This window comes from Mechercharimyces sp. CAU 1602 (assembly GCF_024753565.1).
Lineage (GTDB): Bacteria > Bacillota > Bacilli > Thermoactinomycetales > JANTPT01 > Mechercharimyces.
Genome location: NZ_JANTPT010000001.1, coordinates 503,151 through 522,859 on the forward strand (window position 1 = coordinate 503,151; position 19,709 = coordinate 522,859).

At 44.3% G+C, this 19,709-nt stretch carries 18 protein-coding genes and 1 other RNA gene; 14 read left to right on the plus strand and 5 right to left on the minus strand.

Annotated elements, in window-relative coordinates; genetic code table 11:
• Positions 1 to 30: 30 nt before the first annotated feature.
• The 3 genes from NXZ84_RS02665 to NXZ84_RS02675 form a co-directional block, all read right to left on the minus strand.
• Complete coding sequence (locus NXZ84_RS02665) at positions 31 to 252, minus strand: helix-turn-helix domain-containing protein (RefSeq protein WP_258838745.1); 222 nt, start codon at positions 250 to 252, stop codon at positions 31 to 33.
• Between the two features lie 10 nt (positions 253 to 262).
• Complete coding sequence (locus NXZ84_RS02670) at positions 263 to 745, minus strand: DUF2975 domain-containing protein (RefSeq protein ID WP_258838746.1); 483 nt, start codon at positions 743 to 745, stop codon at positions 263 to 265.
• 280 nt (positions 746 to 1,025) lie between these two features.
• A complete protein-coding gene (locus tag NXZ84_RS02675; protein WP_258838747.1) occupies positions 1,026 to 1,229 on the minus strand; it encodes a tautomerase family protein in 204 nt (67 codons plus the stop codon).
• A 397-nt stretch (positions 1,230 to 1,626) separates the two neighbouring features.
• Between NXZ84_RS02675 and NXZ84_RS02680 the strand changes: the two genes are divergently transcribed.
• A complete protein-coding gene (locus tag NXZ84_RS02680) occupies positions 1,627 to 2,112 on the plus strand; it encodes an NUDIX domain-containing protein (RefSeq protein ID WP_258838748.1) in 486 nt (161 codons plus the stop codon).
• A gap of 65 nt (positions 2,113 to 2,177) precedes the next feature.
• Here NXZ84_RS02680 and NXZ84_RS02685 read toward each other — a convergent pair whose 3' ends face one another.
• Positions 2,178 to 3,098, minus strand: a complete 921-nt coding sequence (locus NXZ84_RS02685; RefSeq protein WP_258838749.1) for a hypothetical protein — start codon at positions 3,096 to 3,098, stop codon at positions 2,178 to 2,180.
• Positions 3,099 to 3,314: 216 nt separating this feature from the next.
• On the opposite strand from NXZ84_RS02685, the gene ccpN reads away from it, so the two are divergent.
• The 8 genes from ccpN to NXZ84_RS02725 all read left to right on the plus strand — a co-directional run bounded on the left by ccpN (position 3,315) and on the right by NXZ84_RS02725 (position 15,063).
• On the plus strand, positions 3,315 to 3,950 hold the full coding sequence (gene ccpN, locus NXZ84_RS02690; RefSeq protein WP_258840314.1) for a transcriptional regulator CcpN: 636 nt from the start codon (positions 3,315 to 3,317) through the stop codon (positions 3,948 to 3,950).
• A gap of 12 nt (positions 3,951 to 3,962) precedes the next feature.
• A complete protein-coding gene (locus tag NXZ84_RS02695) occupies positions 3,963 to 4,796 on the plus strand; it encodes a pyruvate, water dikinase regulatory protein (RefSeq protein WP_258838750.1) in 834 nt (277 codons plus the stop codon).
• Complete coding sequence (gene ppdK, locus NXZ84_RS02700; protein WP_258840315.1) at positions 4,796 to 7,441, plus strand: pyruvate, phosphate dikinase; 2,646 nt, start codon at positions 4,796 to 4,798, stop codon at positions 7,439 to 7,441. The genes NXZ84_RS02695 and ppdK overlap by 1 nt, the downstream gene beginning before the upstream one ends.
• 394 nt (positions 7,442 to 7,835) lie before the next feature.
• Positions 7,836 to 9,695: a DNA primase gene (dnaG, locus tag NXZ84_RS02705; RefSeq protein ID WP_258840316.1), complete on the plus strand. Its 1,860-nt coding sequence runs from the start codon at positions 7,836 to 7,838 to the stop codon at positions 9,693 to 9,695.
• 31 nt (positions 9,696 to 9,726) lie between these two features.
• Entirely contained in the window at positions 9,727 to 10,848 is a 1,122-nt protein-coding gene (gene rpoD, locus NXZ84_RS02710) for an RNA polymerase sigma factor RpoD (protein ID WP_258838751.1), read from the plus strand.
• 198 nt (positions 10,849 to 11,046) lie between these two features.
• Positions 11,047 to 12,189 carry an acyl-CoA dehydrogenase family protein gene (locus NXZ84_RS02715; protein ID WP_258838752.1) on the plus strand — a complete coding sequence of 381 codons (1,143 nt, stop codon included), beginning with the start codon at positions 11,047 to 11,049 and terminating at the stop codon, positions 12,187 to 12,189.
• 135 nt (positions 12,190 to 12,324) lie between these two features.
• Positions 12,325 to 13,443 carry a 4-hydroxyphenylpyruvate dioxygenase gene (gene hppD, locus NXZ84_RS02720; protein WP_258838753.1) on the plus strand — a complete coding sequence of 373 codons (1,119 nt, stop codon included), beginning with the start codon at positions 12,325 to 12,327 and terminating at the stop codon, positions 13,441 to 13,443.
• A gap of 192 nt (positions 13,444 to 13,635) precedes the next feature.
• Positions 13,636 to 15,063 (plus strand): M1 family metallopeptidase, encoded by a 1,428-nt coding sequence (locus tag NXZ84_RS02725; protein ID WP_258838754.1) that lies wholly within the window; start codon positions 13,636 to 13,638, stop codon positions 15,061 to 15,063.
• A gap of 97 nt (positions 15,064 to 15,160) precedes the next feature.
• Here the strand turns inward: NXZ84_RS02725 and NXZ84_RS02730 are convergent, their stop codons facing one another.
• Positions 15,161 to 15,382: a spore germination protein gene (locus NXZ84_RS02730; RefSeq protein ID WP_258838755.1), complete on the minus strand. Its 222-nt coding sequence runs from the start codon at positions 15,380 to 15,382 to the stop codon at positions 15,161 to 15,163.
• A 105-nt stretch (positions 15,383 to 15,487) separates the two neighbouring features.
• Between NXZ84_RS02730 and NXZ84_RS02735 the strand changes: the two genes are divergently transcribed.
• The 5 genes from NXZ84_RS02735 (at position 15,488) to NXZ84_RS02755 (ending at position 19,200) form a co-directional block, all read left to right on the plus strand.
• A complete protein-coding gene (locus NXZ84_RS02735; protein WP_258838756.1) occupies positions 15,488 to 16,231 on the plus strand; it encodes a tRNA (adenine(22)-N(1))-methyltransferase in 744 nt (247 codons plus the stop codon).
• On the plus strand, positions 16,207 to 17,322 hold the full coding sequence (locus tag NXZ84_RS02740) for a Nif3-like dinuclear metal center hexameric protein (protein ID WP_258838757.1): 1,116 nt from the start codon (positions 16,207 to 16,209) through the stop codon (positions 17,320 to 17,322). The genes NXZ84_RS02735 and NXZ84_RS02740 overlap by 25 nt, the downstream gene beginning before the upstream one ends.
• A 110-nt stretch (positions 17,323 to 17,432) precedes the next feature.
• Positions 17,433 to 17,852: RNase P RNA component class A (rnpB, locus tag NXZ84_RS02745), an RNA gene on the plus strand.
• 170 nt (positions 17,853 to 18,022) lie between these two features.
• Positions 18,023 to 18,856: a GDSL-type esterase/lipase family protein gene (locus NXZ84_RS02750; protein ID WP_258838758.1), complete on the plus strand. Its 834-nt coding sequence runs from the start codon at positions 18,023 to 18,025 to the stop codon at positions 18,854 to 18,856.
• A gap of 68 nt (positions 18,857 to 18,924) precedes the next feature.
• Complete coding sequence (locus tag NXZ84_RS02755; RefSeq protein ID WP_258838759.1) at positions 18,925 to 19,200, plus strand: hypothetical protein; 276 nt, start codon at positions 18,925 to 18,927, stop codon at positions 19,198 to 19,200.
• Positions 19,201 to 19,709: the final 509 nt, after the last annotated feature.

The following is a 19,709-nucleotide window of genomic DNA, read 5'->3' on the forward strand; positions in this document are numbered from 1 at the left end:
TGTCAGTGTGCGTTTCATCGAAAACTTCTCTCAGATGTGTTCGTTCAGCTCATCTCTATATTCCAAAATATCACCAGGTTGACATTCTAATGCTTTACAGATTGCCTCTAAGGTAGAAAAGCGAATTGCTTTTGCTTTGCCATTTTTAAGCTTAGACAGGTTGGCCATTGTTATTCCTACTTTCTCAGAAAGCTCTGTCACGCTCATCTTTCGTTTAGCTAGGATTACATCGATGTTGATAATAATTGCCATATGGTTCACCTCACACGGTTAAGTCATGTTCAGATTTTATCTCGATTGCATGTTTTAAGATCTTTTGTAGCAGTGCTGTGAATACGGCGATGACAAATGACGTAAATACCATTACCATGCCGATTACGATGACACCCGGAGCGTCGTCGATCTCACCTACGAAATAAAAGCATGGCATCAATGCAAGATAGATTAGACTTACTACGACTGCAGAAAACTTAATTCTACGTAGATAAGTTACAGATGATTTTGAAAATGCATCTTGCCTGTCAACTAAGCGTAATAGCCGTAATGAGTAAAACAAGGCGAGGAAAAAAGGAATGGCGGTTACATACATACCGATCAAAATGGGATATAAATAAGGCGCAGTCTCTATTTCGTATTCGGCAATTTCAACTGCTATTGAAGGTAATGCGAAGATACATAATAACAGTACGGCAGTACCAGCTAGGAAGATAGTGACTCTTAAGAAGTTGGTTGAACTTAAGCTCATACAAAACACCTCACTTGAAAGTAGTTATCTTGATTATAAATTAATATTTATCGTATTTCAATAAAAAGTTATCTTTAAAGGATAATGAGCCATGAACCTACCTGCTGTGAATAAGTACACATTGTAAGCGCTAATGCAATGTTTTATTAAAAAGTAATCCGCCCTGTTTAGCTCAAGCTCAACAGGGCGGATTACTTTTCGTCAATTTTTTTGTGGGTTGGTTCGATGTGTTTCTGTACTTATTGCTTTACCCTCATCATCTACTTCGCCTTAAGCCAGCCTAACTGTTTTCCCCTCGACGATACTCATCCGTTAACATGCCAGCAAATCCCCAGTTCTCTTCTGCGACTTCCTCAATAACGATATGAGTGTGTTCCGGTTTTTTTCCTAGCACACGGGCAAGCGAATCGGTAAAATCAGATACTAGCTCTGCTTTTTGTTTGCGGGTAAGTCCAGCTGTTACCTTCAAGTTAAGGTATGGCATATTTCACTCCTCCTCGTGAGTAGATTCGATCTTTCTTCTACAATTGTACAGTAGACAGTGGTGACATAGGAAGAGAAGGTGAGTCTGATCTGGTAAATAAGATCAGATGCAGGCTTTGTCAGCTGTGGATCTAGGAGTATGATTTGGATTAGCGTCAGTGTAAAGATTGTATAGTTTTTGTTATTATGAGCCACTCATTTGATGTATAAAGATACTTGACTTCATATAAAATTACCCTTATAGTAAACCGAAACACAGGGATGAAAAAAAGATAGGGCTCTTATATTAGCTCTACAATATGTATAATAAATATATTATTTATACATATAGATGAATGAAAACATCTGGATGAAAAAATCGTTACCAAGGTTAGTAGAGCAAAGCGGGGGTGAGAGGAATGAAAAAGCGCCCTTCAGCGCGGGTTGTGCTGATGAATGAGGAGAGCCGTGTCCTACTATTTAATATGATGGATCAGCTTAATCCTGGGCAAGGTTCTATATGGTTTACAGTAGGTGGGGGTTTAGAAGAAGAGGAAACGTACGAAGAGGCAGCCAAACGAGAGCTATGGGAAGAGACAGGATTGGAGAATGTAAAGTGGGGTCCCTTGATTTGGATACGGCAATTTGAGCATATATATCAAGGAGAACCGACTCTTTTTGTGGAGCATTATTTTTTAGCTTTTATTAGAGGAGCGGAACAAAGAAAGGTTAATCTGGATTATCTGACCCTTGTCGAGAAAGAAACCTATTTGGGCCACCACTGGTGGAGCTTAGAGGAGTTAGAAGAGAGTGAAGAGAAGATATATCCACGCGAAATGAAGCGGCTGTTAGAACCGATTGTGAATGGCTCCCTTCCCCGTGAACCGATTGCGATCGCGAAGTAAGGGAAGGCACATCACTTTAAGAAACCCCTACGCTCAACTGGGATGAGCGTAGGGGTATAATTTTATTATCTATTTTTTAGTTGTCGTAGTGTATCCATCATCTGCTTTACGTATAAATCATTTCCTTGGAGGTCAAGAGCAATAGGTACTTGTTCATGGACAACCTCTGCGAATTGTAGTAATTCTGGGTAGGTGCTCGCCGGAAAGGGGATGCGGTTTGTTTCGGGCGTATCTCCCCAGCTGGTAGCATATGAGAGGAGAACTAAGGCTGTTTTCTCTTTTACTTTTTCATAGAAGTCAATCCAAGTACGAGAAGCATTTAAAATTTCTTTCTCTGTTGCCGCACCAAACAGACTACGGGATCGGTGCATGTAGGATAAGGCATGTGAAGTGACGCGTGCATGGGCACTGTGAAAACATAGTTTCGCCTTAGTTGCTTCCGTAATGCGTAGTAAATGACGGGGGGTGCGAAGAGCTGGGTGTATGGCATTATTGCCTGGTTCGAAATAGTAGGAGCCCCCCATGGGCGCATTTTCAACGAGTAGCGATATTCCGAGCGGGTGTGCGATTTGTTGTAACGTGAGGAGTTGCTCAATGAAGCGTTCTACATATTGTGTTTTGTAATCATGGAGTGCATGAAATTGGCGAGGACGCTTGTCCAAATAAGCAAAAATATCCCCTAGTGCGACAGTAGATCCGTGCACGATGATGCCAGCACTTTTCTGGTCTAATAGGGGGGCGGTGGTAGTTAACCAATACTTCCAATCCTCGAGGGGAAAGTGATGGGTACCTAATCCGAGCGAATGGGGCATGCGAAAAGCTTGAGGTTTGGTTTTTGTTACGGCAAAAATCTCCTCTAACTCTGCGTACTCATAACGTTCTTCAGGAAGTTGAATGACGACATGATCAAGTCCGTGTTTATGCATGTGGTGGAGAGAATGCATATGAAGCGGCGTCGTTGCCGCTAAGAGATTAGAAAAAAGCATGAGGAAATCCTCCGTTCCTTTCATTTATCCTTTCATTTTCATATAAATGTGAAGGAAATGCAACGAAGAATTAATGGATAACAAGAGGAATGGGAAGGATACTCTTATTTTCCCTGTTGCAGAAAAGATAAGTCCAATATAGTATATACTATATGAAGTTAAGGCAAATAAGTATATCATAATGAAGCGGAACGCTGACGCAGGAGGTGAAAGGAAATCGAGTTATCGGAGCGGCAAGAGAAGATCATACAGATTGTAAAGAATCAAGGCCCTATTACAGGTGAGAAAATTGCAGAGCAACTCAGCCTGACACGGGCGACATTACGGCCAGACCTATCTATTCTCACCATGGCGGGATTTTTGGATGCACGCCCACGGGTGGGATACTTTTATGCGGGGAAGTCGGCTAACCAATTATTGAGTGAGCACTTACGCAAGTTATTGGTGCGAGATTACAAGTCATTACCTGTAGTGGTAGGAGAAGAAACGTCTGTATACGATGCAATCTGTATGTTATTTTTAGAGGACGTTGGTACCCTTTTCGTTATTAAAGAGGTAGGAATCCTTGTTGGAGTATTATCGCGCAAGGATTTATTGCAAAGTGCGATGGGGAAGCAGGATCTTCATTCCATCCCGGTGGGCGTTGTGATGACACGGATGCCAAACGTGATCACATGTGAATTAGATGATACACTATTTGAAACGGCGCGGAAGCTAATGGATTATCAGGTGGATTCGCTGCCCGTTATTCGCCCCATTGAAGGGAGTAGTCAGGTAGAAGTGGTTGGAAGGATGTCTAAAACGACAATTACGAAAGCGTTTGTAGAATTAGCCAAAGAGGAAACGGTGTAGCGGGAGGGATAGATGATCTTGAGTGATAAAAAACATCCATTAGTGTTTGTCGTCTCTGATTCTGTTGGGGAAACTGCCGAGTTTGTCGTACGTGCAGCTTCCAGTCAGTTTAATGGGGGAGAAGTAGATATTCGACGCTTCCCCCATGTAGATGATAAAAAAACGATAGCAGACGCTGTGCAAGCGGCGAAGGAATCGCACGCATTACTTGTTTTTACGCTTGTTGTGCCAGAATTACAATCCTTTATAAAAGAAGAGGCAGAGCGCTTGGAAGTCCCATATGTAGATATTATGGGACCGATGGTATCAGGTTTATCTTCACTATATCCTCGCCCCCCACGGGAGCAACCCGGTTTGGTGCGACGCATGGACGAAGATTACTTCCGCAAGATTGAAGCGGTTGAATTTGCAGTCAAGTATGATGATGGTCGTGATCCCCGTGGAATTCTGCGTGCAGATGTTGTTCTGATTGGGGTCTCGCGCACATCAAAAACTCCGCTCTCTATGTACTTGGCACATAGACGCCTCAAGGTTGCTAATGTACCGCTGGTACCAGAAGTGGAGCCGCCAGATGAGTTATACATGGTTTCGCCAAAGAAGTGCATTGGGCTTACGATCCACCCTGACCACCTTAACAACATTCGCCGGGAGCGGTTGAAATCACTAGGGTTAGGGGCAAAAGCTAATTATGCCAATATGGAACGAATCTTAGATGAGTTAGATTATGCAGAACGCATTATTAAAAAAGTGGGTTGTCCAATATTAGATGTGACGAATAAAGCGGTAGAAGAGACAGCAAATCTAATAATCGATATTCTTCGCAAGCGGGGAGGAATGGAGTTTTGATGACCAAATCAGCGTTGATGTTCGAAGAAGGTAATCGAGAGATGAAATCATTATTGGGAGGGAAGGGCGCTAACCTTGCCGAGATGACTCGTGCAGGATTGCCAGTGCCTCCTGGATTTACTATTACGACGCAGGCATGTTTAGACTACTACCGCCAAAATCAACAATTAAGTGAAAATGTGATGAAAGAGATCGAATCAACCTTACAGCGCCTAGAGGCTGTATCGGGCAAAAGCTTAGGAGATACCGCTAATCCATTGCTTGTTTCTGTTCGGTCTGGCGCGGTTTTTTCGATGCCAGGAATGATGGATACGGTTCTTAATCTGGGGCTAAATGATGAGACGGTGGTCGGATTAGCACGCTTGACGGGAAATGAACGTTTTGCGTATGATTGTTATCGTCGCTTTATCCAGATGTTTAGCAATGTCGTGCTCGGCATAGATCATTATCAATTTGAAGAGATTATTGAACGAAAAAAAGAAGAGCGCGGCATTAACGATGATCCAGCACTAACAACATCGGATTGGAAAGAGATAATCACCTCCTTCAAAGAGCTCGTACATACGGAGGACGGGCACCCATTTCCACAAGATCCCCGGGAGCAATTGCTGCGTTCTATCGTCGCGGTATTTGATTCATGGAATAATCATCGTGCTCGCATCTATCGCAATATCCATAAAATACCTCATGATTTAGGGACAGCGGTTAATGTGCAAATGATGGTGTTTGGTAACATGGGTGAAGACTCGGGGACAGGTGTAGCTTTTACACGAGATCCATCCACGGGTGAAAATCGTCTTTACGGTGAGTTTTTACTCAATGCCCAAGGGGAAGATGTGGTTGCAGGAATAAGGACACCACAACCGATTCGTACTTTAGCTGATATTATGCCGGATGTTTACGAACAATTTGCTGCAACCTGCCAGAAGTTAGAAAAAACATATGCGGATATGCAGGACATCGAGTTTACAGTGGAGCGGGGCACGTTATATTTTTTACAAACACGTAACGGAAAACGAACCGCACATGCGGGTGTGAAAATCGCTGTCGATATGGTGAAAGAGGGTATCATAGATAAAGAGACAGCTATTAGCCGGGTTGATCCTGACCAGCTGGATCAGATATTGCATCGCCGGGTTGATCCTACAGCGAAGCTACATGTATTGACGAAGGGATTGCCTGCTTCCCCTGGAGCAGCTTCAGGTAAGATCGTTTTTGATGCTGACACGGCTGAGCGATGGGCACAAGATGGGGAAGCGGTGATTTTGGTGCGCACGGAAACCACTCCGGAAGATATTCACGGAATGGTGGCATCTACAGGGATACTAACCAGCCGGGGTGGAATGACCAGTCATGCGGCTGTTGTAGCTCGTGGAATGGGGAAAGCGTGTATTTGTGGTTGTGAAGCGATGAAAGTGGACGGAAAAAACAAAGTGGTAACAGTAGAGGGAATAACGCTGACAGAGGGTGATCTTCTTTCTATTGATGGTGGAACAGGTCATGTGATTCAAGGCGAAGTACCCTTGATCGACCCTGAACTATCGGTGGAATTTCAAGAGCTGTTGCAATGGGCAGACGAATTTCGTACATTGGGTGTTCGTACCAACGCGGATACACCGGCAGACGTAGCTAAAGCACGCCAGTTTGGTGCAGAAGGGGTTGGTCTTTGCCGCACCGAGCATATGTTTATGGAAGTGGAACGAGTGCCAATTGTGCAAGAGATGATCTTGGCGGAAAACGCGGATGAACGTCAAGCGGCATTAGATAAATTGTTACAGTTCCAGCAGTCTGATTTTCGTGGGATATTCCAAGCAATGGACGGTCTCCCGGTGACGATCCGTTTACTTGATCCACCACTCCACGAATTTTTACCTAACATGGAGGATTTGCTCGTAGAGCGAACTACACTTAGCCTGCAAGCGGAAGTGGATCATATAGAGTTAGCAAAAAAGGATGCACTGTTACGTAAAATCCGAGCCTTGCATGAGTTTAATCCCATGTTGGGGCATCGTGGCTGTCGACTCGGCTTAATTTACCCTGAGATTTATGCGATGCAGATTGAGGCGATTTTCCTAGCAGCGCGTGAAGCCGTATCCGCCGGGGGAACGGTGCAACCAGAGGTGATGATCCCCCTTGTAGGTCATGTGAATGAATTGAAAGAGATGCGCACTTTGGTCGATGAGATCGCTACTCGTATCCAAGCGGAAAGTGGGCTTACGATTCCATATCTTGTCGGCACGATGATTGAGGTGCCACGGGCAGCCTTAACTGCAGAAGAGATTGCGACTGCGGCTGACTTCTTCTCTTTCGGTACAAATGATCTGACGCAAACAACATTTGGCTACAGTCGTGATGATGCAGAAGGTAAGTTTTTACATCAATATGTTGACCGAAACATTTTACCGGAGAATCCGTTTATTACTCTTGATACTGAAGGAGTGGGTAAGCTGGTTCAAATGGGAGTTGAGGGCGGTCGTAGAGTAAAACCAGATTTAAAGACGGGTATTTGTGGTGAACATGGCGGAGAAAAAGCATCTATTGCTTTTTGTCATCAGACAGGACTTGATTATGTGAGTTGCTCCCCTTTTCGAGTACCGCTCGCTAGACTGGCAGCAGCTCAAGCATCATTGCAGAAAAAAGAGTGAACAACAGCAGATGCATGAAATAAGCTACAGTGACAATATGATGGGATGTGAGAGTGGGGAAGCGCTCCCCCTCCCTCTCCTGCCTCACGAAGTGACAGGGAAAAGTTTAGTATCGCAAGTAATACAGAAATAAATGTTCCTGTCAAGGTAGAGGAAGGATTTTTTTTGTTTTTCAGCGTATAATACAACAAGAGTGAAGAAAAACAGCCATTTATTCGACTTCATTCGACAAATATTTTTGCCGCTAGATATTTTCTGCTTGGAAGTAGGCAGGGAAAACCTATGCGGGCATAGAATAGAAGAGAAGGCGGAGAAAGAATGGTGCTCTCCCAAAAAAATAACCAATCAGGGCAGGATTATGACGAATCCTGGCGAATAAGTAGACCTTGTGAGCATGGGTATAAAGAAAGCGGGGAAAAGCATGACGTCTGGTCAGATTCCTGATTCAGTGATCAGCCGTGTGCGTGAGCAACACGACATTTTAGATGTAGTTAGTCAACATGTCCAGCTAAAAAAGAGTGGTCGGAACTATTTCGGATTATGCCCCTTTCATTCCGAAAAGACACCGTCCTTTTCTGTTGCCCCGGATAAACAGATTTTCTATTGTTTTGGTTGTGGGCAAGGTGGAGATGTGATTAAATTTATCATGGAGATTGAGCAGTTTACCTTCTATGAAGCTATTTCGCATATGGCATCTGAAGCAGGTATTGCTTTACCGGAGCGTAAAGAGAAAGCTGACGATCCGCAGGAGGCTTATCGAGGAGAACTTCGTCGTGCCATGGACCTTTCCTCTCGTTTTTACCATCATATTCTACAAAAAATGGAGCTTGGATTAGAAGCGCGGAAGTACTTGATCGATCGCGGAGTGACTGAGAAGACGATTGAGACATTCCAGTTGGGCTATGCCCCTCCTTCGTATAATGCCTTGCTTCGTTTTTTAACGAAACGGGAATTTACTCCAGCACTGCTGGCGGATGCGGGATTGGTCAGTCGTAAAGAGCACTCTTCTCATTACTATGATCGCTTTCGCGGGCGCATCATATTCCCCATTCATGATGGACAGGGAAATGTGATCGCATTTGGGGGTCGTGCTTTAGATGAAGGGAAGCCCAAGTACCTAAACAGTCCTGAAACTCCACTATTTCATAAAGGCCGTCATCTGTTTAATCTTCATCGGGCGCGCAAATCGATTCGTCAGTCCAAGCAAGCGATTCTGTTTGAAGGTTACATGGATGTTATTGCGGCGTGGCAGGTTGGGATTGATAATGGCGTGGCTTCACTTGGGACTTCACTTACTGCAGACCAAGCAAAAGTGATTCGTCGGAATGGTGAGCAAGTGATTGTTTGTTATGACTCTGATGAGGCAGGACAACAAGCTGCGGATAGAGGCTTAGAAACATTAAGAGAGCAGGATTTGCATGCGAAGGTAGCGCAAATGCCAGCAGGTTTGGATCCAGATGATTACATCAAGCTTCGCGGTGTAGATGCATTTCGGCAAGAAGTGTTGGCGGCAGCCATTCCATTGACAGCATTTAAATTAGAGGAATTGAAGAAGGGATTTAACGTGCGTGATGAAGGGGAACGCATGAAGTATCTAACAGAAGCCCTCAGTGTGGTAGCAGAGCTGCCGTTGGCTATCGAACAAGATCACTATGTACGAAGACTGGGAGAAGAGTTTCACTTATCACTTGATGCGTTAAAAGCAGAGCTTCGGCGTATTCGTAATAGCAAGAAGCGTATGGCGCAGGGGGATAAAGGGAAGGTAATGTGGAATAATGAATATCATCCAGTAAACAAACACATGGTCGGTTCTCATCGCTTACCCTCGGCTCATGAGCAAGCAGAAAAGCTACTGCTAGCTTGGATGTTACGAGATAAGGAAGTAGCTCTGCGTGTGGAGGAAGAGTTGGGTGCAGATTTTTGTGAAGACGTGAATGCGGCAATCGCGGCATACTTATATGCATTTTATGATGATGGTTATCAAGCTAGTCCGGTCCAATTTATTCATTATGTTAATGAGGACTACCTGATGAAAACAATTAGTGAACTTGCCATGATGGAGCTTCCGGAGGATCGATCTGATGAAGCGATCTCTGATTATATCCGTCATGTACAGATGGTTCCTCTCTATACAGAGATGAAAAAGCTAGAAGAAGAACAGAAACAGGCAGAGCAGGCTGGTGACATCGCAAAAGCAACTCAGTTGGGGATTCAATTAGTCCAACTGCGGGAAAAGAGTAAGAGACGGGCTTAGGCGAAAGTACCAGGGAAGGAGGGAACAGAGATTGGCCAATGAACAAAACATGGACTTGGAGCAAGATCTGACAATAGAACAGGTGAAGGAACAGTTAGTGGAGCTAGGGAAGAAGCGAGGCGTTCTTTCGTATAAAGATATCATGGAGAAAATGTCTCCGTTCGACCAGGAACCACAGCAGATTGATGAATTCTTTGATTCCTTAAATGAGCAAGGTGTAGAGATTTCCAACGAAGAAGGAGATGATAATCTTCCTTATCGGGTAGGAAATGATGATGAGAGTGAAGAATTGCTACATGATGATCTAAGTGTTCCACCTGGAGTGAAAATTAATGATCCAGTACGCATGTACTTAAAAGAGATCGGTCGCGTTCCGCTATTGTCAGCTAAAGAGGAAGTGGAACTTGCAAAGCGAATTGAGGAAGGAGACGAGGAAGCGAAGCGGCGGTTGGCAGAAGCGAACTTACGCTTAGTAGTAAGCATTGCTAAACGCTACGTGGGGCGTGGTATGCTCTTTCTCGACCTGATTCAAGAAGGGAATATGGGCTTGATCAAGGCGGTAGAAAAATTTGACCATCGCAAGGGATATAAGTTTAGTACCTATGCGACTTGGTGGATTCGACAGGCAATTACACGCGCGATCGCGGACCAAGCACGTACCATACGTATCCCGGTTCATATGGTAGAGACGATCAATAAGTTGATACGGGTATCCCGGCAATTGCTACAAGACTTAGGTCGTGAACCGCTACCAGAAGAAGTGGCAGCTGAAATGGATCTCAGTCCGGAAAAAGTAAGAGAAATTATGAAGATTGCACAGGAACCAGTCTCTTTGGAAACTCCGATCGGGGAAGAAGATGACTCACACCTAGGTGATTTCATCCCTGATGATGATGCACAAGCTCCAGCGGATGCCGCCGCATATGAACTGTTAAAAGAACAGCTCAAAGGAGTATTGGACACCTTATCCGATCGGGAAGAAAATGTGCTTCGTCTTCGCTTTGGCTTAGATGATGGGCGGACACGTACGCTTGAAGAAGTGGGTAAAGTGTTTGGTGTGACAAGGGAAAGGATCCGTCAAATTGAAGCGAAAGCCCTCCGTAAACTGCGTCACCCAAGCCGTAGTAAGCAGTTAAAAGATTTTTTGGAATAACCCTGTTATGAGGCACTCACTAGAGTGCTTTTTTGTTTGTTTATTGTGATTCAATTTTATCCCTTTTCCAAACATAATGCAAACCGAATTTGTTTTCATCACAATCTTTAACTGAAAATTCTTGCTGTCAAACCCTACTTGCTTCTATAATATATAATGTAAGCGTTATCAAAGAGAATGTAAAGGGGAGTGGAGAATGTGAATTTTGATTTGACAGAAGAGCAAAAAATGATTAAAAAATTGATGCGTGATTTTGCTGAGAATGAGGTAGCACCAGGGGCTGAGCAGCGCGATCGCGATAAACAGTTTCCACATGAGGTGTATAAGAAGATGGCTCAATTACAGCTTATGGGACTTCCTTTTCCTGAAGAGTATGGAGGTGGCGGTGCGGATACGATTAGCTTTGCGATTGCAGTAGAAGAGTTAAGCCGTGTGTGTGCTTCTACTGGGATTGGTTATTCGGCTCATATCTCTTTAGGAGGTGCTCCTCTTTATCTCTTTGGAACAGAGGAGCAGAAACGAACATATCTTACCCCGCTCTGTCTGGGTGAAAGTTTAGGCGCTTTTGGGTTGACAGAGCCCGATGCTGGTTCAGATGCAGGGGGAACCAAAACACGAGCGCATAAACTTGAAAATGGAGAATGGGAGATTAATGGCAGTAAAACATTTATTACCAATGCCAGTTATGCAAAATTTCTGGCGCTTACTGCCATCAGCGCAGAAGAGGGGGGCAAGAAAGAGATTACGGCTTTTATTTGTCCTACAGATACAACGGGATTTACAGTAAAGGACTCCTATCATAAGATGGGACTTCATAGTTCTAACACAACGGAACTGGTATTAGAAGGGGTGCGTATTCCTCCTGAAAACATCTTAGGGCGTAGAGGATATGGATTTAAGCAGTTCTTAATTACATTGGACGGTGGACGAATTGGAATTGGAGCGATGGCTGTAGGGATTGCGCAGGGAGCGTATGAAGCGGCGTTGCGGTATGCGCAAGAACGGACGCAATTTGGTCAGTCCATTTCTAAATTTCAAGCGATTCAGCATAAATTGGCTGATATGGCATTAGAAATAGAAGTGGCTCGCAATATGGTATACAAAGCGGCATGGTTAAAGGATCAGAATAGAGCCTTTACCAAAGAGGCATCGATGTGTAAGTTGTTTGCATCAGAAGTAGCTAACCGTGTCTGTGATCAGGCAGTACAGATTCACGGGGGCTGGGGTTATATTCATGATTTTCATGTGGAGCGCTTTTATCGCGACGCAAAATTGACAGAGATTGGTGAAGGAACCTCTGAGATACAACGAAATATTATTGCACGTGAGATTGGGTGTTAGGGAGTCTACCTATGGTAGGAGAATAGAAAATTCTTCACAGCACCAAAGCGGTGGGGCGATACTGCAAGTGCTTGCTGAATAACTGTATTCCGGTTAATCTGAAACATATAAACCTTCAGAGTGGAGGAATCATAGATGGAACAAAAACAAGCTCAAGTGACAGCGACAGAAGGGGATTTCTTCCCAATACTAGATGTGGATTACTTAGAATTTTATGTGGGTAATGCCAAACAAGCAGCGGTTTATTATTGTAAGAACTTCGGATTTAAGCCACTTGCCTATAGCGGGCTGGAGACAGGTAATAGAGAGCAGACATCGTATGTATTAGAGCAAGGCACGTTGCGATTAGTGCTAAGTGGGGCTTATACTTCTGACCATGAAATTAGCAAATTCGTTATGAAGCACGGAGATGGTGTGAAAGATATCGCCTTACAGGTGGCCGATGTGGAGAAAGCTTTTCAGGAGACGGTTTCTCGTGGGGGCATTGTCGTACGTGAGCCGTATGAGGTGACAGACGAATATGGTACGTTAAAAAAAGCTACGATCGCTACGTACGGTGATACTGTCCATACCTTTATCGAACGAACTGGGTATAAAGGGGTTTTTGCACCTGGTTTTATCAAAGCAGATTTCGAGATTCCTTCCACTCCGACAGGGATTGAAGGTTTTGATCATGTGGTAGGAAATGTGGAGAGCATGGGTGAATGGGTCTCCTACTATGAGAAAGTATTTGGCTTTAGTGAGCTTCGTCACTTCGATGATGAGGATATTAGCACGGAATATTCTGCTCTCATGTCGAAAGTGATGCAAAATGGGACAGGTCGGATCAAATTCCCGATCAATGAACCGGCTGAAGGGAAGCGTAAGTCACAAATTCAAGAATACCTTGAGTTTTATAACGGGGCAGGCGTACAACATGTCGCTTATTACACAAAAGATATCGTGAAGACGATTGAAGCGATGAAGAAAAACGGAGTTCAATTTTTGGATACTCCAGACACTTACTATGATGATTTGAAAGAACGGGTCGGAGAAATCGATGAGTCGGTGGAGGAATTGCGTCGCCTGAAGATATTAGTAGACCGTGATGATGAAGGGTATCTATTACAAATATTTACTAATCCGATTGTGGATCGTCCTACACTTTTCTTTGAAATCATTCAGCGTAAAGGTTCACGAGGGTTTGGTGAAGGAAACTTTAAGGCATTATTCGAATCGATCGAGCGAGAACAGGCGCGTCGGGGAAATCTATAAAGTTGGTATGATAAAATCAGCAATCCTCAGCTTTTATGCTTGGGGATTGCTTTTTTGTCTTGGCAAAAGAATAAAATTCCCTAGCCCATGGGAGACTAAAGAGGATGAGCAAAGGGAAATGGCTTATTCTACTTTGGCTAAAGAAAAAGCGAGGTAGAACGACTTTCTAACACAAAGCAGGGGTGAGAAGAAGTGAAGCGAGCTTTTTCATGGGTGTTAGTGATAACATTTTTGTTGTCAGTCTGTGTTGCCTCTTCCACAGTAGAGGCAGTTACATACCAAGACAGTGGTGTAGACCGACCTACATATGTAATCACCGCTGATTATGACGAGAACGAAGATAGAGTAAGGGGTCATTACTCACTTACTTTGCCGCAACGATTTCAAAAGGAGAAAGAACTATACTTTCATCTTTACCCCAATGCTTTTAGAGATTGGAAGTGGGGAAGCGATGCGAAGCCAAAAAAAGCGGGATATTTAAAGGTATCTACGGTGAAAGTGAATGGGAAGAAAGTGAAGACTGAGGAGAAAGGAACACTCCTAAAGGTGATCAATGAAAGCACAAAAGCCTTACCTCAAGTTAAGGTAGAGATGGAATATGAGTTAAAAATTCCTCAAGGCGGCACACGCCTAAATACGGTAGATGGAACGGCCTTTTTGGCTCAGTGGTATCCGATGTTAGCTGTAAAGGATAAGCAAGGATGGCACACTGACGAATATACGACAACGGGGGATCCGTTTTTTAGTGAAATCTCCGATTTTGCCGTAACCTTTACTTTGCCAAAAGGGTACTCGGTTATCACGACTGCGAACGATCGTAGTGCGGAAAATCCACGTAATAAAGTAAAAGTGAAGCAAGAACGCGTGCGTGACTTTGCCGCCATGATCAGCAAAGATTATGAAGTGATCACGGGGAAGTCTGGGCAGACAGAGGTGAATCTCTGGTATTTGAAGGGGATGGAGCATGTATCGCAAACGCTCCACGATACCGCTGTTTGTAGCATGGACTACTTTAGTCAAACATTTGGCACTTACCCGTATGAAGAGGTAGATGTGATCCTAGGAGAGACAGGGCTTGGAATTGCGGGAATGGAGTACCCTGGATTGGTTACTTCTATCCCAGAATTACCAACAAAGGATGGTAAAAAAGCTGCTCACTCTGTGGTCGCGCATGAGTTGGCCCACCAGTGGTGGTATGGTGTCGTGGGGAACGACCAAGTGCATGAACCGTGGCTGGATGAAGGAATTACCACTTTTTCTGAATTCCTATTTATGAAAGAGAAGATGAATGAAGACGAGCGTCAACTGTTGCAGCGGGCAGCGGAGCGGACGGAAGATATTCATGACAAGATAGGAATTACCTCTGTGGAACCGGTAGATAAGTACCCCGATCCTATCTATGGATTGATGGTGTACATTCGTCCAGCAGCCATGATGTGGTCATTAGCAGACGAGATTGGGATGAAGAAGGTGAAGAAGATTCTGCATACCTATTACGACCAGTATCAATTTAAAACAGCTTCAACGGAAGATTTTATCCGTGTGGCAAGTGAGGTAGCGGGTAAGGATCTAAATGCATTTTTTGCAGAGTGGCTTTACTTTGAAGAGCAAGGTGTATAAAAGAGAAAGGACGGTGGAATTTTCCACCGTCCTTTCTCTTTTATGAGAATGAGATTACAGGAGGGGGGAGGTTTATTTGGTTTTATATTTTCTAAAATTACAAAAAATCAACCTGATCAAAGAGGTCAGGATCTATCCCGATATTTACCTCTCCGTCAATATTGATGGGGAAATCACCCACAGGGGATGAACCGCCTGATGATTTTGAATTTTCTTCTGGGCAGAGATTAATCACATCACCTAAGTTGATGGTAGCTGGATCAGAAACAGCTTGAATTTTGGTGTTAAAGATTTGGTTCATCACAATAAAGCCTGCCATGGTCAGCACTCCTCTACTCTATAAGTTCCAACAAGCTAGCCTATGCGGTTTGATGGGGATGGGTGCCTCGTTTATAATAAAAAGCGAGATAGAGGAGGGTGTTGCATGCATTCTGGGAACGAAATTCAGTTATCACAACGACTACATACTATTGCAAACCATATTCCAGCCCAGTCAACAGTGGCAGATATTGGTGGTGACCATGCCTATCTGTTGTTGGCAGCTGCAGCAGCAGGGAAGGTGAAAAGAGGAATCGTGGGAGAGGTAAGTCGTGGGCCATATGAGAATGCGTTGGGGCGTGTGCAGGCGCTTTGCAAAAATGACCTTATTGACGTCCGTTTGGGGGACGGGCTGGAAGTGATCTCTCCTGGGGAAGTGGAGGTAATTACGATTGCAGGGATGGGTGGAGCCCTGATTGCTAAGATTTTGCAGCAAGGTGAAGAAAAGTTGGAACGTGTACAAAGACTAATATTACAACCCAATAATGCTAGCGAGGCGGTACGGAGCTGGTTATTGGAGCATGGATGGCGAGTAGTGGATGAGGATTTGATCGAAGAGGCAGATATTTTGTATGAAATAATTGTAGCAGAGCGTGGAAATGGAAAGGAGCAATACGAGCATCATCAACTCTCGCAAAAGCAACTTATGATACTAGGACCTTGTTTGTGGCAGCAATCTCATCCCAAGCTCGTATTACGCTTGCAAGGGTTGATTGCGGAAAATGAGCGGATACTAGAGCAACTCCAACGAGGAAAATCCGCAGAAGCAGAAGCACGCGCGCACGATATACGCACGCAATTATCTACATGGAGGAGTGTGAAAGCATGGTATGGCGAGGAGAGGACCTAATTCGTACATTTGAGTCGTGGTGTCCACAGGAGTTGGCAGCCGAATGGGATCGTAGTCGAATAGGACTGCAGGTGGGTGATCCCCGAACCGAAGTAACTGGCGTTATGGTGACACTCGATGTGACAGAAGAAGTAGTAGATGAAGCGCTCGCATGTGGGGCAAATTGGATTGTTGCTCACCATGCTCCCCTTTTTCATTCATTAAAAGCTGTACGCACAGATGAGCCAACAGGCAGGCTGATGCAAAAGCTAATTAAACACGATTTGCAGGTGTATGTTGCCCATACTAATTTGGATGTGGTAGAAGGAGGGGTAAACGATGCCCTCGCTGAGCGATTAGGACTGCGGGATACACGAGTTTTTCTGCCGGAACGATACGAACCGTTATATAAATTGGTCGTCTTTGTACCTCAGGATTATCGTGATCAGGTATTTAAGTCGATTAGTGAAGAAGGGGCGGGTTGGATTGGGAACTACAGTCACTGTTCGTTCCACCTGGATGGTACAGGCACCTTTCTTCCACGTGCAGGTTCTAATCCCTTTATTGGGACAACGGGGGAAGTAGAGCGAGTTCCGGAAGTTCGCATCGAAACCATCGTAGCTAAAAAGAAGGTAGAATCGGTAGTACAAGCGATGATAGAAGCCCACCCTTATGAAGAAGTAGCATATGATTTATATCCCTTAAAACAAAAAGGGAGTGCACAAGGTTTGGGTAGAGTAGGATCTTTAGCCAAGAAAATGACACTGCCTCAATTAGCAGAGCATTGTAAGCAGGTTTTCCAACTGCCAGCTGTGCGCATCGTTGGAAAACAGGATAGAATCATTCAAACCGTGGCTGTCGTGGGTGGATCGGGTAGTCAGTTTTATCCCCAAGCACATGGATTAGGTGTAGATGCATACATTACAGGAGACATTGGCTTTCATGATGCCCAGGAAGCAGAGCGTCTCGGGCTCTCGCTAGTGGATGTTGGGCATCATGTTGAGCATTGGGTCGTCCCCAAAGTGATTGCAAAGCTGACAGATCTAATAGGGGAAGGTGTAATTCCTTTTTACTCAGCTAGTGCCCATACCGAACCGTTTCGTTTTGTATAAGATGATGGAAGTGGGGAACAACAAGCTGTATATACGATCGTGGCAGTTGTTCTCCTTGCAGGTAACGGTGAAAGTTGTTATAATAGATCCTGTTGCTTGTTTTTAAACGGAAAGTAAACTAGGCAATCGCCGGTGGAGTGCCGCAAGGCCCCACGGGAGGAAAGTCCGAGCTCTATAGGGCAGGGTGCCGGCTAACGGCCGGTGGGGGCAACCCTAAGGCTAGTGCCACAGAAATGTAGACCGCCGATGGGAACGGTAAGTTCCACAGGTAAGGATGCAACGGTGCGGTAAGAGCGCACCAGCAGTATGGAGACATACTGGCTAGGTAAACCCCACCTAGAGCAAGACCTAAGAGGGGGTCGAGCTTCCTTATAGGAGGCAACTGTAGCCCGCAGAGACCCCGGGTTGGTCGCTTGAGCGATATAGCAATGTATCGCCTAGACAGATGATTGCCACTCCAATGGTGGGAGGCGCTTGGCGCCGTGTGCACCACTGGGAGGACAGAACTCGGCTTATAGTTTGCTTTCCGAGTACATAAAAAGGTTGGAAGCAGAGGATGTGATCCTAAAGGGTCGCGCCCTCTGCTTTTTTGCGTTAAATTGTTATCTCAATTCTATCTTTTGTTATATGCATGAAAAACTCTCGTAAAGAAAAGCGGGTACAATTAAAATAACATCATAACTATAAGGATGAATTGGATATGAAAAAATGGTTAATTGCCGGAGTTAGTGGTTTGTTCTTAATTACAGGAACCTGGCTAGGGCAAGCAACGCCTTATCTGGAGCTGTTTTTTAAAGAGGAGCCAGAACCTGTATATCAAGCGCAAGAAAGTATTTTAAATACATTAAAAATTAATTCGGAGCATAGACAAGTAGATTACCTCAGTATTGGAGATTCAGTGGCAATGGGAAAAGGATCGGAACAAGATGAGCAGGGATATACGAGTCATATCGAGAGGGAATTAGAGAAGGAAAACTTACAAGTTACACTGGACAATCAAGGAATCTCTGGGCAAACATCAGCTGAATTACGCTCTGCCTTAGAGACAGAGTCAGGCTTATCCACGAAAGTAAAGGAAGCAGATTTTATTACATTGACGATTGGTGGCAACGACCTGTTAAAGGTGGTGCTCGAAGAGAAGAATCCGATGAAGGTACTAACAGAGTTTCCTAAAATACAGGCGGAGTTTAAAACGAATTTAACCGCGATCATGGACCAGCTTACTACCTTAAATCCTGAAGCTCCGATTATTGTGACCACTCTTTACAATCCACTTTCACCTCAAGAATCGTACTACGATCATAGTGATAATATGTTAACAATCTGGAACCGGGGATTGAAAGAAGTCGTCTACCAATATTCAACGGGCTATGTGGTTGATGTTGACGAAGTGCTTACACCTAATCCAGAAAGAAGTTGGCTGGCAGACGAAATTCACCCCAATGGTAAGGGATATGCACTGATGGCAGCTAAGATGGTAAAAGAGATACGTGGAAATGCACAGGCATCTGCCAATGCACAGTTTAATCGGTAAAAAGGAATAAGGAAAGGGTGGGTGGGAGAGGATAGCAGTTAGTATGAACAGTGAAAGTAGGGATATAGATGAATCCTAATTTTTCTTCTTATGAAGCGTATCGAGAACGGTATACGATGTTTTGGTCAGAGGAGGGAGACGGTCGCCCTTCGATATTGTCCCCCCACGAGTTTAGTAGTACTTTTCAGCTGATGAAGGAGAGCTATTCCACGTATCAAGATCTTATCGCTAGTGGGAAAGAAGAAGAGGCTGCTCACTATTATGGGAATGTAATTCATTATCTGGAAAACAAGCTTGCCATTGCGGATGGCATGGATAACTTTTTAACAAATCAACATGACTAAAGAGCTTACTCAGGGAGAGTAAGCTCTTTGTTTGTAAATGTAATACTCTAGTTATTAAAAAAGTTGTAAGCGGCCGACCAATGAAAAGGTTGCACATCGGTCAATGATTTAAAAGTGATACTCCGATTTCCCTTCAGAAAGCCTATTGGAGGATATTATTTATAGAGAATCATCATCAGTTGGGATCCCTGGTGTGAGAAAATAAACAGGAAGAAAATAATACCCCTTGAAGGCGGTCGACCGTCTGTTCCCCATTCAAGCGAGAAAGATGAACAAAAGCCTCGGTGTCTTGTAAGGTATTGAGAGAAGTCGTGTGAGGATAGAGATCCATCGATTACCCAAGAAGAAAATAGATACGCGTTTGGATTTCGTCCGTATGTAAGCGATAAAGGGTCTTCTTTTGATAAGAGGGCGCCAAGTTGGTCTCAAAGGTCTCTGAATGTCGATTCCATCGAGAGACGACAGCGCTTGTACCATTTTGCGACTCATAGTGTAGATCAGTTCAACCC

What these genes read in the sequence shown, in the direction of transcription:
- NXZ84_RS02665 (WP_258838745.1), bottom strand. Translation starts at nt 252, where the DNA reads ATGGCAATTATTATCAACATCGATGTAATCCTAGCTAAACGAAAGATG.
- NXZ84_RS02670 (WP_258838746.1), bottom strand. Translation starts at nt 745, where the DNA reads ATGAGCTTAAGTTCAACCAACTTCTTAAGAGTCACTATCTTCCTAGCT.
- NXZ84_RS02675 (WP_258838747.1), bottom strand. Translation starts at nt 1,229, where the DNA reads ATGCCATACCTTAACTTGAAGGTAACAGCTGGACTTACCCGCAAACAA.
- NXZ84_RS02680 (WP_258838748.1), top strand. Translation starts at nt 1,627, where the DNA reads ATGAAAAAGCGCCCTTCAGCGCGGGTTGTGCTGATGAATGAGGAGAGC.
- NXZ84_RS02685 (WP_258838749.1), bottom strand. Translation starts at nt 3,098, where the DNA reads ATGCTTTTTTCTAATCTCTTAGCGGCAACGACGCCGCTTCATATGCAT.
- NXZ84_RS02695 (WP_258838750.1), top strand. Translation starts at nt 3,963, where the DNA reads ATGATCTTGAGTGATAAAAAACATCCATTAGTGTTTGTCGTCTCTGAT.
- ppdK (WP_258840315.1), top strand. Translation starts at nt 4,796, where the DNA reads ATGACCAAATCAGCGTTGATGTTCGAAGAAGGTAATCGAGAGATGAAA.
- dnaG (WP_258840316.1), top strand. Translation starts at nt 7,836, where the DNA reads ATGGGTATAAAGAAAGCGGGGAAAAGCATGACGTCTGGTCAGATTCCT.
- hppD (WP_258838753.1), top strand. Translation starts at nt 12,325, where the DNA reads ATGGAACAAAAACAAGCTCAAGTGACAGCGACAGAAGGGGATTTCTTC.
- NXZ84_RS02730 (WP_258838755.1), bottom strand. Translation starts at nt 15,382, where the DNA reads ATGGCAGGCTTTATTGTGATGAACCAAATCTTTAACACCAAAATTCAA.
- NXZ84_RS02735 (WP_258838756.1), top strand. Translation starts at nt 15,488, where the DNA reads ATGCATTCTGGGAACGAAATTCAGTTATCACAACGACTACATACTATT.
- NXZ84_RS02740 (WP_258838757.1), top strand. Translation starts at nt 16,207, where the DNA reads ATGGTATGGCGAGGAGAGGACCTAATTCGTACATTTGAGTCGTGGTGT.
- NXZ84_RS02750 (WP_258838758.1), top strand. Translation starts at nt 18,023, where the DNA reads ATGAAAAAATGGTTAATTGCCGGAGTTAGTGGTTTGTTCTTAATTACA.
- NXZ84_RS02755 (WP_258838759.1), top strand. Translation starts at nt 18,925, where the DNA reads ATGAATCCTAATTTTTCTTCTTATGAAGCGTATCGAGAACGGTATACG.